Below are 15,013 nucleotides of genomic sequence, written 5' to 3' on the forward strand. Positions count from 1 at the left end.
TCTATGGCGAAAGGCGGCTCAAAGCGAACCATTGGAATAGCCATGACCCTCGACAACGATTTCGCCCGCCTCTCGGATTTCGAGCCGATGAAGGCCGAACTGACCGGCATCCGCCAGCATCTGCACGCCAATCCCGAACTCTCTTTCGAAGAAGCTGAAACCGCACGCTTCGTCGCCGAGAAGCTGGAAGCCTGGGGTTACGAGGTTACCCGTAATGTCGGCGGCCACGGCGTCGTTGCCCGCATGATTGTTGGAGCCGGCAAGAAGAGCATCGCGATCCGCGCCGACATGGACGCCCTGCCGATCATCGAGCAGACTGGCAAGCCCTATGCCAGCAAGACGCCGGGCAAGATGCATGCCTGCGGCCACGACGGCCACACCACCATATTGCTGGGAGCCGCCGAATATCTCGCCCGCACCCGCCGCTTCAACGGCACCGTGAACCTGATCTTCCAACCGGCTGAGGAGGCGGGCGCTGTCAGCGGCGCTCCCGCGATGATCAAGGATGGCCTGTTCGAACGCTTTCCCTTCGACGTCATTTACGGGCTGCACAATCATCCGGGTGCTGCGGAAGGCACCTGGCTGCTGCGCTCCGGCCCGCTGATGGCGGCCGCCGACACGGTTGAGATTACCATCGTAGGCAAAGGCGGCCATGCCTCGCGCCCGCATCTGACCATCGACCCGGTGGTTGTCGCCTGCAACCTCGTCGTCAGTCTGCAGACGATCGTTGCCCGCAGCGTCGACCCGACCCAGACAGCGGTCATCACCGTCGGCGCCATCCATGCCGGCGAAGTATCGAACGTCATTCCCGAAAGTGCGAAGATGCTGCTCACGGTTCGCTCCTTCGATCCGAAGGTGCGCGAACTGCTTGAGGCGCGCATCCGCAAGCTGACGGCGTCCATTGCAGAAGGTTATGGCGCAAGTGTCGAGATCGACTACGTCTATGGCCATCCGGTCGTCGTCAACTCGGAGAAGGAAACGGAATTCGCGCGGATGGTCGCCGAGGAACTTGTCGGCGCTGAGAAGGTCACCACCTGCGGCCTTATCCCCGGCAGCGAGGATTTCTCGCATTACCTGGAGCATAAGCCCGGCAGCTTCCTGCGCCTCGGCAACGGCGTGAACTCGCCCATCCTCCACAGCGCCAAGTATGATTTCGCCGATGAAAGCCTCACCGTCGGCGCCGCTATGTGGGCACGTCTGACCGAGCGTTATCTCGACGCCTGAACCGGTTCCTATCTGGATCGCAAGGCGGAGCTGGCAACGCCACGATAAACAGCAGCCCTGGCAACAAGCCGGGGCTGATCCGTTTTCGGGATGTCATGGAAAAAAGCGGAATGCGATGCTTTCAATAGCGCCGCTAGAGCAGTTCCAGCAAAAATGCGAAGCGGTTTTGCGTCCGGAACGGCGTAAAAACAAAAAGATAGAGCGTTTTCGCGATTCGAAGAAAGCGGAATTGCTCTAGACCCGCGGCGCGGTGCGATTCCTGCCTTTATAAATACTACTTGTCGAAGGATCCGAGACTATCGCCCGTTGCAGGCGCTGTATTTGCCGGCGTTTCAGTCCCCAGCCCGGATTCCAGCTGCACATTCTGAGTCTGCATTACCCGCCATTCATTCTCGAGGCGATCAATCACATACGTAGGAATTTCATTTCTTACGTTTTCAAACTCTTGCATCACGACCTCCATTGCCATGCGTTACTGGCATGACATGGAGGAGTTTCTTTGTAAATCAAGGCATTAAACTATTTAAACGATTAAAATATTTTCAATCGTTTGAAATATCGCCTTCTGTGGAAAGATTGGTGACAGATGAGAACGCGGGTGTGGATATCCAGAGACAGCCTTCAATAGTGGTGGGATTGATCGCTTGCGATTTTGTGGATTCGTGCGACGGTCGCCACCGGACAATCCGTCAAAGGTGATCTTGAAAGCAGATCGCCGTCCGCATTGGCGCGGCCATCCAAAACCCTGCCTCCAGCGTAACCGAACGTGACCTTTCGGTGTTCGGAACGATATTTTCAGCCGATCAGGCGCATCGGCCAGAATATCAAGATCACGCGACGTTGGGCGGGACGAGGGACTCGCCCCTCGCCCACCCATTTCGGCACTCGTGCTTTCAAGCAATCCAGCGAAACGCCGAAGGTTACTCGACGATGTCTCTGTAGCGCCCATGGCCGTCATCGGCGCGTTACGATGACGTTTTACTGACCGCCGACCATGTTGCCAACGACCCCACCGAGCAGGCCGCCGCCCACAGCGCCGGCAATTGTTCCGGAGGTCTTGTGTTTCTTGCCGGAAAGCTTATTGCCGGCGATGCCGCCTGCAATAGCACCACCGACGGCGCCGATGTTCCGACCAGTTAACAAGCCAGGGGCGCCGTCGTTGGCGATGCTGCCCGTAGCTTGCGGATCAATCCCTTGATCAGCTTGGATCGGCATTGCCTGTTGCATCGGTTGACCATATTGCGAATTCCGGTTGTCGACCATGTTGCCGACCATTCTGCCAGCAACCGCACCGCCGACGACACCGGCGATCGTCCCGAGTGTCTTGTGCTTCTTACCGCCGAGCTTGTTGCCGACGAGACCTCCGGCGACAGCGCCACCCACTGTACCAATATTCTGGCCGTTAAGCAGTGTCTGTTCCTGGGCATGGCTGGCGACGGGCAGCATCGCCATAGCGGCGATGGGAGCAAGCAATGTCAGGCGCAGACAAGTTTTACGAAAAGAGGAGCCGGAAGTTTCGGAATGCAACATTGCACATGCCTTTCAAGGAGAAGTCAGATCTCCTGAAACATGACTTGTTATCCATAAATTTTCGTAAGGAAACACGGTTAACAGGATCTACCCGTCCCGATATGAGGGATCGCGTCAGCTTCCATCCGCGCGCACGACCCCATGCCAAGGGGTTACGCTATTCCCCTATGGGTCGCCCGCTCTCGCCCATCAAACTCCAGATCCTGCGCGCGTCCGATCGAATCATGTTGTTCGCGCATGGCGTCGGCCGCCTCGCGTACCACTTCGGAAATCTGCAGGAGCTGTTTGGCGAGAGGGCTCGTCCTGCGCCAGATCATGCCGATGGTGCGCGACGGCTGCGGGCTTTGGAAGCGCACCGTCGACACCGAGGCCGAGCGGGTTTCCACCGCTACAGCCATCTCCGGTATCAAAGTGACGCCGATGCCGGCGCTGACCATCTGCACCAGCGTCGACAGCGAGCTGCCGTCCATCAGTTCGCGCGGCAAGGCTGAATGGATGTTGCAGAAGGAAAGAGCCTGGTCGCGGAAACAATGCCCCTCTTCCAACAACAGCAGCCGCATTTCGCGAAGCGCCTCGCGGTTGGGCACCGGCTTGCCCTCGTCCTCGCTCGGTCGCACCAACACGAAGTTTTCCGCAAACAGCGGCACTTCCGTCAGAGATGTCTCGGAGACCGGCAGAGCAACGATTGCCGTATCCAGCCTTCCCTCCTCTAGCTCTTCGACCAGCTTCGACGTCAAAGTCTCGCGCACATGGATATCCAGACCGTCATAGATGCGGGAGAGATTGCCGATGATGCTCGGCAGCAGATAGGGCGCGACCGTGGGGATGATGCCGATGCGCAACCGGCCCACCGGCTGATCGCGCGACGCACGAGCAAGATCTCCCAGCTCGTCGACGGAGCGCAGTATGTCGCGGACGCGGATCGCGAAGGCCTCCCCGAAGTTGGTCAACCGGACCTGTCTCGCGCTTCTTTCGAAGAGGTTCGTGCCGAGCTGCTCCTCCAGCTCCTTGATCTGCATCGACAAGGCGGGTTGAGAGATCGAGCATAGATCGGCGGCACGTCCGAAGTGGCCGAGCCGAGCTAGCGCTTCGAAATACCGAAGCTGTTTGAGCGTGAAGTTTGCCATAAGCTCATCTTATCGCGCCAATCAGGAAATCCAACTTAAATTAATGGAAAGCCTTGGCTATAGTGCCGCAGCAAAGATGAGATGCGGCCGCCTGTCATACGAAGCTCATATTGAGAGCATTGACTGCGTTCAGTTCATCGATGCACGGACCGGTCGGAAGGCAGGGGACCCAAGCTTTGCCTGCTTCCACGTCTCCGTTTCACGCGAGGCCAGAATGACGAGAGATTCATGCGTCTGACATGTCGCTGCCATACCAGTTTTGGAACCGGGCAACTTCCCGGCGGGCTGGCAAAGCTCCTACTCCGGTCGTCACAAATCAAATTATCGTAAGGGAGAGTATCATGGATACAAAAGTCGAGACTGCCGGCAAATGTCCGTTTCCGCATGGAAACACGAGCGTTTCCGCACGTTCGAACCGGGACTGGTGGCCGAATCAGCTGAACCTCAAGATCCTTCATCAGAACTCAGCGCTGTCCAGCCCGATGGGCAAGGCATTCAACTATGCCGAAGAGTTCAAGAAGCTCGATCTGGAGGCCCTGAAGAAGGACCTCACCGCCCTGATGACGGATTCGCAGGATTGGTGGCCGGCCGACTTCGGTCACTACGGTCCGCTCTTCATCCGCATGGCCTGGCATAGCGCCGGCACCTACCGCACGGGCGATGGCCGCGGCGGCGCCTCCTCCGGTACGCAGCGTTTCGCTCCGCTCAACAGCTGGCCGGACAACGTCAACCTCGACAAGGCTCGCCGTCTCCTTTGGCCGATCAAGCAAAAATACGGCAACAGCATCTCCTGGGCCGACCTGCTGGTTCTGACCGGTAACGTCGCGCTGGAATCCATGGGCTTCAAGACCTTCGGCTTCGGCGGTGGTCGCGAAGATGTTTGGGAGCCGGAAGAAGACATTTACTGGGGCGCGGAAGATACCTGGCTCGGCGACAAGCGCTACAGCGGCGATCGCGATCTGGAAAACCCGCTCGCAGCCGTGCAGATGGGTCTCATCTACGTCAATCCTGAGGGACCGAACGGCAATCCCGACCCGCTTGCAGCCGCTCGCGATATCCGCGAAACCTTCGCCCGCATGGCAATGAACGACGAAGAAACCGTCGCCCTCATCGCCGGCGGCCACACCTTCGGCAAGACGCATGGTGCCGGTGACGCAGCCCATGTCGGCCCCGAGCCGGAAGCAGCCGGCATCGAAGAACAGGGCCTCGGCTGGAAGAGCAGCTTCGGCACTGGCAAGGGCGGCGACACGATCGGCAGCGGTCTCGAAGTCACCTGGACCTCGACGCCGACCAAGTGGAGCAACAACTTCTTCTGGAACCTGTTTGGCTATGAATGGGAACTGACGAAGAGCCCGGCGGGCGCGCATCAGTGGGTGCCGAAGCATGGCGCCGGCGCCGGCTCGATCCCGGACGCGCACGACAAGTCCAAGCGTCACGCTCCTGCCATGCTGACGACCGACCTCGCCCTGCGCTTCGATCCGACCTATGAGAAGATCTCCCGCCGGTTCTTCGAAAATCCGGACGAATTCGCCGATGCCTTTGCCCGCGCATGGTTCAAGCTGACCCATCGCGATATGGGTCCGCGCGTGCGCTATCTCGGTCCGGAAGTGCCGAGCGAAGAGCTCATCTGGCAGGATCCGATCCCGGCTGCCGGCCCCGCATCGATCGAGCCCAACGATGTTGCCGCCCTCAAGGCCGAGATTGCTGCATCGGATCTCACCATCCCGCAGCTGGTTTCGACCGCCTGGGCCTCGGCTTCGACCTTCCGCGGCTCAGACAAGCGCGGCGGTGCAAACGGCGCTCGCATCCGTCTTGCTCCACAGAAGGACTGGGAGGCTAACCAGCCGGCACAGCTCGCTTCCGTTCTGGCAACGCTCGAAGGCATTCAGAAGAAGTTCAACGATGCCCAGACCGGCGGCAAGACGGTATCGATTGCCGATCTGATCGTTCTGGGCGGCTCGGTCGCTATCGAACAGGCTGCGAAGAAGGCCGGCCATGACGTGGTCGTACCCTTCGCTCCGGGCCGCACCGATGCGACGCAGGAGCAGACCGATGTCGAGGCCTTCGCCGTTCTCGAGCCGATCGTCGACGGCTTCCGCAACTATCAGCGGCAGGCCTACACGGTCTCTTCGGAAGAGCTGCTGATCGACAAGGCACAGCTTCTGACGCTGACGGCACCCGAAATGACCGCCCTCATCGGCGGCCTGCGTGTGCTGAATGCCAATGTCGGCCAGAGCCAGCACGGCGTCTTCACCAAGCGTCCGGAAACCCTGACCAACGACTTCTTCGTGAACCTGCTCGACATGGGCACGGAGTGGAAGGCGGTTTCGGATGCCAAGGACGTCTTCGAAGGCCGCGACCGCGCAACCGGCGACGTGAAGTGGACCGCGACGCGCGTCGATCTCGTTTTCGGCTCCAACTCGCAGCTGCGCGCGATCGCCGAAGTCTACGGCCAGTCAGATGCCGAGAAGAAGTTCGTGCAGGACTTCGTTGCGGCATGGACCAAGGTCATGAACGCCGACCGCTTCGACATCGCTTGATGCTGAAAATATCGGGCGCGATCAAAGGTGATCGCGCCCTTTTTTCAACCGCCTTCAGAAACGGCATTTTGCCGTTTGCTTCTTTCGAACCAGGCATTCAATCCCGTGCGTGCGGGCTGCTCGATCAGACAGTAGCTAAGCAACCCGAGGCATATGGCTATGACCAGCGCAGGCAGTTCGGCCAAGCGACCTTGCCGAGCCAGCACGTAAAACGGCTGCTGCCATAGATATATTGAGAACGACATCCGCCCAAGTTGCCGGATAACGGAGCCTTCAAATAAAATCCTGGAAAAGCGCGCAGCGCTCTCGATCGAACACACGCTGATCGCCAGCAACAGGGTTTTAACGCCGAAAAATAGCCAGGCGACATCGGCGAACAAGCGCGCAGCCAAGCCGCAGAAAAATATCAAAGGTACCAGCCATTCCAGGGGTAGTCCGCGGCTTCGCTGTCCCATCAGCAGGAACAACGCGGCTGAGATCAAAATTGGCGCTGCCGCCACCTGGCTCGACCAAAAGACGATAAATGGATTTTGTCCGTAAACGTCATATTGCAAAATGCCGGTGGCAAGTGCGGTAAGACCAAGCAACAAGAGGGAAAATCCCACGAACCTGTTACCGGCATCACGCAATGAAAAGGCTAGCAGCCCAAGCAGGAGATAGCTGTGCTCTTCGACGCATAATGACCAAATGTGATCGAATATCGAGACGAAGGTGTGACTGGTAATTATGAAGTAGTTCAACGTGAAAGAAAGCGCGGCGAGGACAGCCGCAAGGTCGGGCGCAAGCGACGTTGACGAGAAGATCGCCGTATTCACCAAAACAAATATAAACAAAGTTGGATAGACGCGGCTGAAACGCCGGAGGAAGAAAGTGCCCAAAGGCATCTCCCTGACGAAAAGGATCTCGGCCATAAGGCGTCCGGAGAGCACGAAAAATAGATCCACACCGGCGGATCCAAGACCGGGCAGGTACTTGTCGCCGCCGAAATGGCCCATCAATACCAGAAAGACGGCGAGTCCACGCCATCCATCAAGGGCCGGAATATAGGTCGGTCTTCCTGCTTCTGACATCGGTAACCATCGGCTGCGCTATCGAACCGCTACCGTAAGGCGTCAATATTAATGAAATTACTTTAAGTACTATCGAAAGTAAGCACAGCGCCAACATTTGAAGTAATGCGATTTCATTACGATTACGTCTCAAACATGCGCTCGTGAAATTGAACAATGATCGTGTGGCAATCGGCAACGCTTCTAGCGGTAATTCCTCCGCACATCGAATCGTCCTCTTGCTTCGGTGCCATGCTTGCGAGCGCAATTGGAAGCATCGGACACCGGCGCAACGCATCGCTTGTAGGCTGCAGCTCAATCGACGCAGCACAGGGGAGCGGCGTTGTGCAACGGCAGCGGCAGAGTCATGACGGGATTGGGAATCGTAAGCGCATCTAGTGTTGCCGTCTGCTCGGGCGAGAGCTGGACATCGAGTGCGCCGATATCCTCATTGAGTTGTTCCAGCGTATGAACGCCGATAATCGTCGAAGATACGCCAAGGCGTCCCATTGCCCAGGCAAGAGCGACGCGTGCGGTCGTCGTACCGAGCTCGTCGGCGACGCGGAATAAGGCGTCCACGATTTCAAGATCCTGCTCGTCGGGCCTTTGCGCCAATTGCGCCGCATGCCCCCTTCTCATACCCGCATTATTGGCAGGCTTATATTTGCCGCTGATGAGACCGCCACTCAAGGGCGAATGCGAGACGACGCCAAGCCCCAATCCTGTTGCCAGCGGAATGAGTTCGTTTTCAAACAGCCTTGCTGCAAGGGAATATTCGATCTGCAGACCGATGAACCGAGCCCAGCCGTTGGATTGCGCCAGGAGGTGCGCATGCGCCACCTTCCAGGCAGGGGCATCGGAAATGCCGAAGTAACGCAATTTTCCGGACTGAACGAGATCGTGGAGCGCCGCCAGTATGTCTTCCAGGGGCGCCTGGATGTCCCAATTATCAAGCCAATAGAGGTCGAGATAATCGGTGCGCAGCCGTCGAAGGGCCTGTTCGAAACCGGCTATCACGGCCTTGCGGCCAGGTGTTTCACCATCCCACTCGACATTGAATTTGCCAGCAATGACAAGGTCGCCACGTCTGATCGAGTTCTGGGCGATATAGGTGCCGACAACCGTCTGGCCGCCCGCTTTGACCGCTCCATTGCCGGTGTCAAGGTAGTTGCCACCGAGTTCGAGATAGCGCGCCAGAACTGCAGCAGGCTGGTTTTCACGGGATGGCCAGGCGCCCCCCGTATCGAAAGTCATGGTTCCAAGCGCAAGCGGACTGACGCGCAACTCCGAGCGGCCGAGTGCGGCATAGTCTTCGAGATGCATGCATAATCCCCCAGCCGGCCTGCAGCCGGTACATAACTTTCCATATTATGTAAGTGCATCAAGCAAGGGAGATAAGCACCAATTTACAATTTTACAATTCGGGAATCCGGATAATCGGCGCGATATCATTCAATTTTGCAACCGCGTGGCACGGGAGGAACAATTCGTCCCGCACTATAGTCTAACGCTTGCGTATGAACTCGGTGCGGAGAACCAAACCCTTGATCCCGTCGTAACGGCAATCGACTTCTTCAGGGTTGTCGGTCAGTCGAATGGACTTGATAACCGTGCCCTGCTTCAAGGTCTGGTTGGCGCCTTTTACTTTCAGATCCTTGATGAGGGTAACCGAGTCGCCGTCGGCAAGCACGTTGCCGCTTGCATCATGTACGATGAGGCCTGTTGCGGCAGCTGCGGCAACCATCTCTGCGGCGGGCCGCCACTCGCCGGTCACTTCGTCATAGACATATTCGTCATTTTGGCCGGTCATTCCAAACTCCACTTCACGTTTTTTTTCAAATATTCCGGAGCCGACAAATGCCTGGCCTCCATCTCGATCATGATCCGAAAATGGCGTCTATCCGAGACGATCAGCCTATGCAATACAGGCAGCCGCGCAAAGCGACAGCCCTGAGGCGGGCCTAACCTTCCTGTTTCACGCCGAGACCGACCAGGGATTGCGGCCCTCGCGAAGCCACGACAGCGTGTCGACCCAGAAGCTCTCCTTGTAGCTATCGTGAAACAGGCCGAAATGACCGGTCCTGTCGCGGCCAAGGTCAATAGGATGCAGATGCACCAGGATGGATTGCGCACCCGTATAATAGTTCAGCGTGCGGCGAACCGCCGGCACCGTGCCGAGTTCATCGTCCGAAACCGCAATCGCGAGGATCGGCGCCCGGACCGCGGCCATTCGCCGAAGAGCATCCTCCCTCTCTGCCACTGGATGGCTGCGCTCGAACCGGGGGCCCCGAAAGCTCCACTCATTTGCTACGCCCTTCGGCAGATCCTCCAGCCAGCCAAGCCGGCGACCGGGAAAATAGCCATAGAGCGCAGTGATCGCGGGCATGGCGACATGCCATTTGAAAAACAGGGCGGCGCGGCGGTGCGGCATGTAATCGCCCCACCAGGCATATTGGGCGCCGACTGTCAGCATCCTGTCGATCATGGGAGCATGTTCGGCAAGTCCCGGCAGGAAACCGCCGACGCTATGGCCGACCACCATCAATGGCTCGCTGCGACGATGGCCAGCCACCCATTGAAGTGCGGCATCGAAATCCCGCTCACCCCAATCCCGCCAGCGATAGCGGGATCCACGCAGCCGTTGCGGCCGCGATAGCCCGATACCGCGATAATCATAGGTCAGGACATCGAACCCATGCCGAGCCAGAAATTGCGCGTAGCGGTGATAGTAGCGCGCAAACACGCCCGTGGCCGGGTTGATGATCACGCTGCCTTCGGGCTTAGCCGTCTCCGCCAGCCAGAGATGACCGCCGAGAACGACGCCGTCGGCACATGAAAAGGAAATCTGCGTGCTGCGCGGCCCCGAGGATGATGGAATGTGTTGCTCGTTCATGGGACGGAGGATGAAGCCACCGCCGCATTGTGTATATTCACTACCCGGTATACATTGAGTCATGAAAGACAGCTCGCAGCCGACGCGCGAACGCATTCTTCAGGCGGCCGGAAAACTTTTCCATCGCGATGGGATCCGCGCGATCAGTGTCGATGCCATTGCCGAAAAGGCAGGCATCACCAAGCGTACCGTCTACTATCATTTCCGCAGCAAGGACGACCTGATCGCCGCCTATCTGCAGGCGCGCGACGAGCCGAACCTCGTCCTCTTCAAACGCTGGTTCGAGGAAACGAAAGGCGATACAGCCGAGAAGGTTGCCGGCATTTTTCGCCATCTGGCACAATCGGCGCGTAGCGCCAAATGGAAGGGCTGCGGGTTCCTGCGCACCTCGGTCGAGCTCATCAACCTTCCCGGCCATCCGGCTCTGGTGGCTGCCCGCGCCCACAAGAAGCGCGTCGAGGATTGGCTTGCTTCAACCTTCATGGAAGCCGGAGCCGGCAATGATGCCCTGCCGCTCGCGCGCCAGATCATGCTGCTCCTCGACGGTTCATTTGCCGTGGTCCTGCTTCATCGCGATCCGAGCTACTTGGAAACTGCAGCGGATGCTGCAGCCGAGCTCATCAAAAGTCGTCTGACGGAACCGCCAGAACTCGATTCCGCGACTGACAAACCGGGTCAGTTGAACGAAAGCAGGCCGTAGAGATTGGCAGCAGCCGCATCGATCTGGATAGCTTGATCCGCTCCGGTTCCGCTCTCCTCGTCCTTTTCTTTCTTCGCCCGTCTTTCGAGGGCTTTCGTGACCTTGTCGTTGCTGTCGCCGTCTTGAGCGCTCTCGATAACGTCTTCGATCGACAGGCCAAGCTTATCGAGGCCGAGCTGCCTTTCAAGCGCATGAAACGCCCCCATGCCACCAGCCTGCACCTTCATCTCGCCATAGACCTTTTTCATCGCTGCAACAAACTCGTCCATGGAAGAATAGTCGCTTCGCTCGACCCCCAGAGCCCTGCCTGTCCGCTCGATAAGATCAAGCTTCTGCTTCGCGATGCTGTCCTTGCTCATGCTGAACATGGCTTCGGAAACTTTCGACTGGGCCTGGGTGGGCTGCTTGGAAACGGTCACGTTATTCACTTGGCCGGTCGCCACCGCAATGAGGTTATCGGCGGCGGATGGAGGCTGCTCCGATATTGTCGTGCCCTTATTCAATTGTTGGAGAATGGCCAAAGCCGCCGAGGGCACATTTGAAATCGATGTCATCGCTTATCCTCAAGCGCCACAGCCTCTCCCTCATGGAAGCCCGACGCAAAGCTCTATGCCTCATGCGATAGTCGATGGTTCAATTACTACCGGAAGTTAGTTAAGGTTTGAATAACCCAGGATATGCCTCACCACAAAACATTCTCTATAAGTTGTATGCCACCATAAGAGTTATTGTCGACGCAGCGGCCACCACGAAACTGGCCGTGCGACGATTTCCGGATGCCGGCGCTGCCGCATCGATAGGATCAATGATACTTCAGACGCTCGCGGCCAAGAATGGCGGGCGCGTCGACGCCAGCGATCGGCTGGGAGAGATCGCTCGAAATGTCGCCCGCCAATTGCAGGTCGAGATAGCGTGCGCAGCAGACCCGCAGGAACGAGGTGAAATTGCCGAGATCGTGGCCGGCATCGATCGATTCATGGTGCAGCTTGGTAATCAGCTGCACCACGTTCATGCCGTCACGCCGGGCGATTTCCTCCAGCTTCGACCAGAAGAAGTTTTCCAGTCTGACGCTGGTCACCATGCCATCGATGCGGAGGGAGCGCGTGGTGCTTTCCCAGAGCCTGGCATCGGCCTTGATGAACAATTCGCACATGCACGCCTCCCCTTTCAGCTTCAAGCAGCGTTGGCTTCCGACAATGCGCTCGCATCGAGCAGAGCCATGAATTGCCGCAGCCATGCCGGATGCGCCGGCCAGGCCGGTGCGGTCACGAGATTACCGTCGGCAACCGCGTCATTGATGGCGATATCGGCATAGGGTGCCGCCGGCAAGCTCCACCTCGGGACGGCAGGCGGGATAGGCCGAGCAGGTGCGTCCCTTGAGGACACCGGCCGCTACCAACAGTTGCGCACCGTGGCAAATGGCGGCAACCGGCTTGTCTGCCTCGAAGAAATGCTGAACGGCCTTGATGACTTCTGGGTTCAGGCGCAGATATTCCGGCGCGCGACCGCCCGGAATGACAAGTGCGTCGTAATCCTCAGCCCGGATACTGGTGAAGGTCGCGTTCAATGCGAAATTGTGGCCTCGCTTCTCGGAATAGGTCTGATCACCTTCGAAATCATGAATGGCCGTTGCCACAGTCTCGCCGGCATTCTTGCCGGGGCAGACGGCGTGAACCGTGTAGCCGCAGGCAAGCAGCGTCTGGAACGGCACCATGGTTTCGTAGTCCTCGGTGAAATCACCGGTGATCATCAAAATCTTTGCTGCTGGCATCGTCGTCCTCCCTCAAAAACCAACGGACGGCAGTCTAGCAAAGCGCCTACGCTTGCGGGTATTAAGCGAATACTACACGCCGTTTATGGCCCTGCCTACTACGCCGGCGAACGGCTGGTAACGGGGACTGAGCAGGCTTCGCCACCGCCGAATAGGCGCGAGCGCGTCAGAAATCGCTTCTCCCGCCCATTGTCGAGGGAGAACATGCCGCCGCGTCCCGGCACGACATCGATGATGAGCTGTGTGTGCTTCCAGGCCTCGAACTGGCTGCCGCTAATATAGACGGGCACGCCACCGATCTCGCCGAGTTTGACATCGTTGTCGCCAATCATGAATTCGCCTGCCGGATAGCACATCGGCGAAGAGCCGTCGCAGCAACCACCCGACTGATGAAACAGGATATCGGGATGGTCCCGCTGTATCTCGCGGATAAGCTCGAGCGCCTTGTCGGTCGCAAGCACCCGAGGCTCCGATCCACTGTGATCCATGATGATCCTCCACCACTCCTTGAAAATGCTTGAAGGCTCCCGGCCGCAGCCGGGAGCCTTGCTCGCTTGGTTGGGAGAACTCAGAAGAAGCCGAGTGCCTTCGGGCTGTAGCTGACCAGCATGTTCTTGGTCTGCTGGTAGTGATCGAGCATCATCTTGTGCGTCTCACGACCGATGCCCGATTGCTTGTAGCCGCCGAAAGCGGCATGGGCCGGATAGGCGTGATAGCAATTCGTCCAGACGCGGCCAGCCTGGATCTCCCGGCCGAAGCGATAGGCGCGATTGCCGTCGCGGGTCCACACGCCGGCGCCGAGGCCATAGAGCGTATCGTTGGCGATTTCGAGTGCTTCCTTCTCGTCCTTGAAGGTGGTGACCGATACGACCGGGCCGAAGATTTCCTCCTGGAAGACCCGCATCTTGTTATGCCCCTTGAAGATGGTCGGCTTGATGTAGTAGCCGCTCGACAGCTCGCCGCCGAGATCGGCGCGCACGCCGCCCGTCAGCACTTCGGCGCCTTCCTGTTTGCCGATATCGAGATAGGAGAGGATCTTCTCCATCTGCTCGCTCGATGCCTGGGCGCCGATCATGGTTGCGGTATCAAGTGGATTGCCCTGCTTGATGGCTTCCACGCGCTTGACTGCCCTCTCCATGAAGCGGTCGTAGACCGATTCCTGGATGAGCGCGCGGCTTGGGCATGTGCAGACTTCGCCCTGGTTAAGCGCGAACATTGCAAAGCCTTCGAGCGCCTTGTCGAAGAAATCGTCGTCTTCGGCCGCGACATCGGCAAAGAAGATGTTCGGCGACTTGCCGCCAAGTTCAAGCGTGACCGGGATCAGGTTCTGGCTGGCATATTGCATGATGAGCCGGCCTGTTGTCGTCTCGCCGGTAAAGGCGATCTTGGCGATGCGCGGGCTGGTCGCCAGCGGCTTGCCGGCCTCGAGGCCAAAGCCATTGACGATGTTGAGCACACCGGGCGGCAGGAGATCGCCAACCAGCTCAGCCCAGACCAGAAGCGAGGCCGGCGTCTGCTCGGCGGGCTTGATGACGACGCAATTGCCGGCGGCAAGCGCCGGCGCAAGCTTCCAGGCCGCCATCAGGATCGGGAAGTTCCAGGGAATGATCTGGCCGACGACGCCGAGCGGCTCATGGAAGTGATAGGCGACAGTGTCGTGGTCGATCTCCCCGATCGAGCCTTCCTGGGCGCGAATGCAGGAGGCGAAGTAACGGAAGTGGTCGATGGCGAGCGGAATATCGGCCGCCATGGTCTCGCGGATCGGCTTGCCATTGTCCCAGCTTTCGGCCTGCGCCAGCACTTCCAGCTTGTCTTCCATGCGTTGGGCGATCTTCATCAGAATATTGGAGCGCTCGGTGGTCGACGTCCTGCCCCATTTGTCCTTTGCCGCATGGGCGGCATCAAGTGCGGCGTTGATATCCTTCTCGTCCGAGCGCGGTATCTCGCAGATCTTGCCGCCGGTGATCGGCGTGAGATTGTCGAAATACTTGCCAGCGATCGGCTCGCGCCATTGGCCACCAATATAGTTGCCATATTTCAGCTTGAACGGAGATTCCACGATCTTTTGATGCAGCATGCCATCCTCCCTTGGTCGGCAGGTTCGATGAGCGAACCGATGGGAGAAGTCTGCGGGCACATCGCGGCCAGCGATAGAGGTGGCTTGCCATGCTGCAGCGCA

Annotated in this window: 14 protein-coding genes and 2 pseudogenes; 3 read left to right on the forward strand and 13 right to left on the reverse strand. The window is 58.5% G+C overall.

Annotation, left to right across the window (positions count from 1 at the left end):
* Positions 1–42 precede the first annotated feature (42 nt).
* Positions 43–1,224 carry a M20 aminoacylase family protein gene (locus tag AC13QE_RS12245; RefSeq protein ID WP_488483875.1) on the forward strand — a complete coding sequence of 394 codons (1,182 nt, stop codon included), beginning with the start codon at positions 43–45 and terminating at the stop codon, positions 1,222–1,224.
* Between the two features lie 104 nt (positions 1,225–1,328).
* Here AC13QE_RS12245 and AC13QE_RS12250 read toward each other — a convergent pair.
* The 4 genes and pseudogenes from AC13QE_RS12250 to AC13QE_RS12265 all read right to left on the reverse strand — a co-directional run.
* Positions 1,329–1,454, reverse strand: a pseudogene (locus AC13QE_RS12250) (DUF1402 family protein); the annotation flags it as partial.
* A gap of 44 nt (positions 1,455–1,498) precedes the next feature.
* Entirely contained in the window at positions 1,499–1,675 is a 177-nt protein-coding gene (locus AC13QE_RS12255) for a hypothetical protein (protein ID WP_165915269.1), read from the reverse strand.
* A gap of 527 nt (positions 1,676–2,202) precedes the next feature.
* Complete coding sequence (locus AC13QE_RS12260; protein ID WP_488483876.1) at positions 2,203–2,754, reverse strand: glycine zipper 2TM domain-containing protein; 552 nt, start codon at positions 2,752–2,754, stop codon at positions 2,203–2,205.
* 152 nt (positions 2,755–2,906) lie between these two features.
* Positions 2,907–3,881 carry a LysR substrate-binding domain-containing protein gene (locus tag AC13QE_RS12265; protein WP_488483877.1) on the reverse strand — a complete coding sequence of 325 codons (975 nt, stop codon included), beginning with the start codon at positions 3,879–3,881 and terminating at the stop codon, positions 2,907–2,909.
* 341 nt (positions 3,882–4,222) lie between these two features.
* Between AC13QE_RS12265 and katG the strand changes: the two genes are divergently transcribed.
* The gene (gene katG, locus AC13QE_RS12270; RefSeq protein ID WP_488483878.1) at positions 4,223–6,421 is read left to right on the forward strand and encodes a catalase/peroxidase HPI; all 2,199 of its coding nucleotides are present in this window, start codon (positions 4,223–4,225) and stop codon (positions 6,419–6,421) included.
* Between the two features lie 44 nt (positions 6,422–6,465).
* Here the strand turns inward: katG and AC13QE_RS12275 are convergent, their stop codons facing one another.
* The 4 genes from AC13QE_RS12275 to AC13QE_RS12290 all read right to left on the reverse strand — a co-directional run bounded on the left by AC13QE_RS12275 (position 6,466) and on the right by AC13QE_RS12290 (position 10,363).
* Entirely contained in the window at positions 6,466–7,491 is a 1,026-nt protein-coding gene (locus AC13QE_RS12275; RefSeq protein ID WP_488483879.1) for an acyltransferase family protein, read from the reverse strand.
* A gap of 294 nt (positions 7,492–7,785) precedes the next feature.
* The gene (locus AC13QE_RS12280) at positions 7,786–8,793 is read right to left on the reverse strand and encodes an aldo/keto reductase (protein WP_183711617.1); all 1,008 of its coding nucleotides are present in this window, start codon (positions 8,791–8,793) and stop codon (positions 7,786–7,788) included.
* 181 nt (positions 8,794–8,974) lie between these two features.
* On the reverse strand, positions 8,975–9,280 hold the full coding sequence (locus AC13QE_RS12285) for a zinc ribbon domain-containing protein YjdM (protein WP_488483880.1): 306 nt from the start codon (positions 9,278–9,280) through the stop codon (positions 8,975–8,977).
* A gap of 165 nt (positions 9,281–9,445) precedes the next feature.
* Entirely contained in the window at positions 9,446–10,363 is a 918-nt protein-coding gene (locus AC13QE_RS12290) for an alpha/beta hydrolase family protein (RefSeq protein WP_488483881.1), read from the reverse strand.
* 61 nt (positions 10,364–10,424) lie between these two features.
* On the opposite strand from AC13QE_RS12290, the gene AC13QE_RS12295 reads away from it, so the two are divergent.
* Positions 10,425–11,063 carry a TetR/AcrR family transcriptional regulator gene (locus AC13QE_RS12295; protein WP_488483882.1) on the forward strand — a complete coding sequence of 213 codons (639 nt, stop codon included), beginning with the start codon at positions 10,425–10,427 and terminating at the stop codon, positions 11,061–11,063.
* On the opposite strand, the gene AC13QE_RS12300 is transcribed toward AC13QE_RS12295, so the two are convergent.
* The 5 genes and pseudogenes from AC13QE_RS12300 to adh all read right to left on the reverse strand — a co-directional run bounded on the left by AC13QE_RS12300 (position 11,039) and on the right by adh (position 14,911).
* Entirely contained in the window at positions 11,039–11,617 is a 579-nt protein-coding gene (locus tag AC13QE_RS12300; protein ID WP_488483883.1) for a hypothetical protein, read from the reverse strand. The two genes, AC13QE_RS12295 and AC13QE_RS12300, sit on opposite strands and share 25 nt — an antisense overlap.
* 248 nt (positions 11,618–11,865) lie before the next feature.
* Positions 11,866–12,216: a ribbon-helix-helix domain-containing protein gene (locus AC13QE_RS12305; RefSeq protein ID WP_004124790.1), complete on the reverse strand. Its 351-nt coding sequence runs from the start codon at positions 12,214–12,216 to the stop codon at positions 11,866–11,868.
* 20 nt (positions 12,217–12,236) lie between these two features.
* A pseudogene (locus tag AC13QE_RS12310) lies at positions 12,237–12,834 on the reverse strand (DJ-1/PfpI family protein).
* A 98-nt stretch (positions 12,835–12,932) separates the two neighbouring features.
* Positions 12,933–13,322 (reverse strand): DUF779 domain-containing protein, encoded by a 390-nt coding sequence (locus AC13QE_RS12315; protein WP_488483884.1) that lies wholly within the window; start codon positions 13,320–13,322, stop codon positions 12,933–12,935.
* A gap of 80 nt (positions 13,323–13,402) precedes the next feature.
* Entirely contained in the window at positions 13,403–14,911 is a 1,509-nt protein-coding gene (gene adh, locus AC13QE_RS12320) for an aldehyde dehydrogenase (RefSeq protein WP_488483885.1), read from the reverse strand.
* Between the last annotated feature and the right edge of the window lie 102 nt (positions 14,912–15,013).

The organism is Martinezella sp. CNPSo 3957 (genome assembly GCF_057784395.1).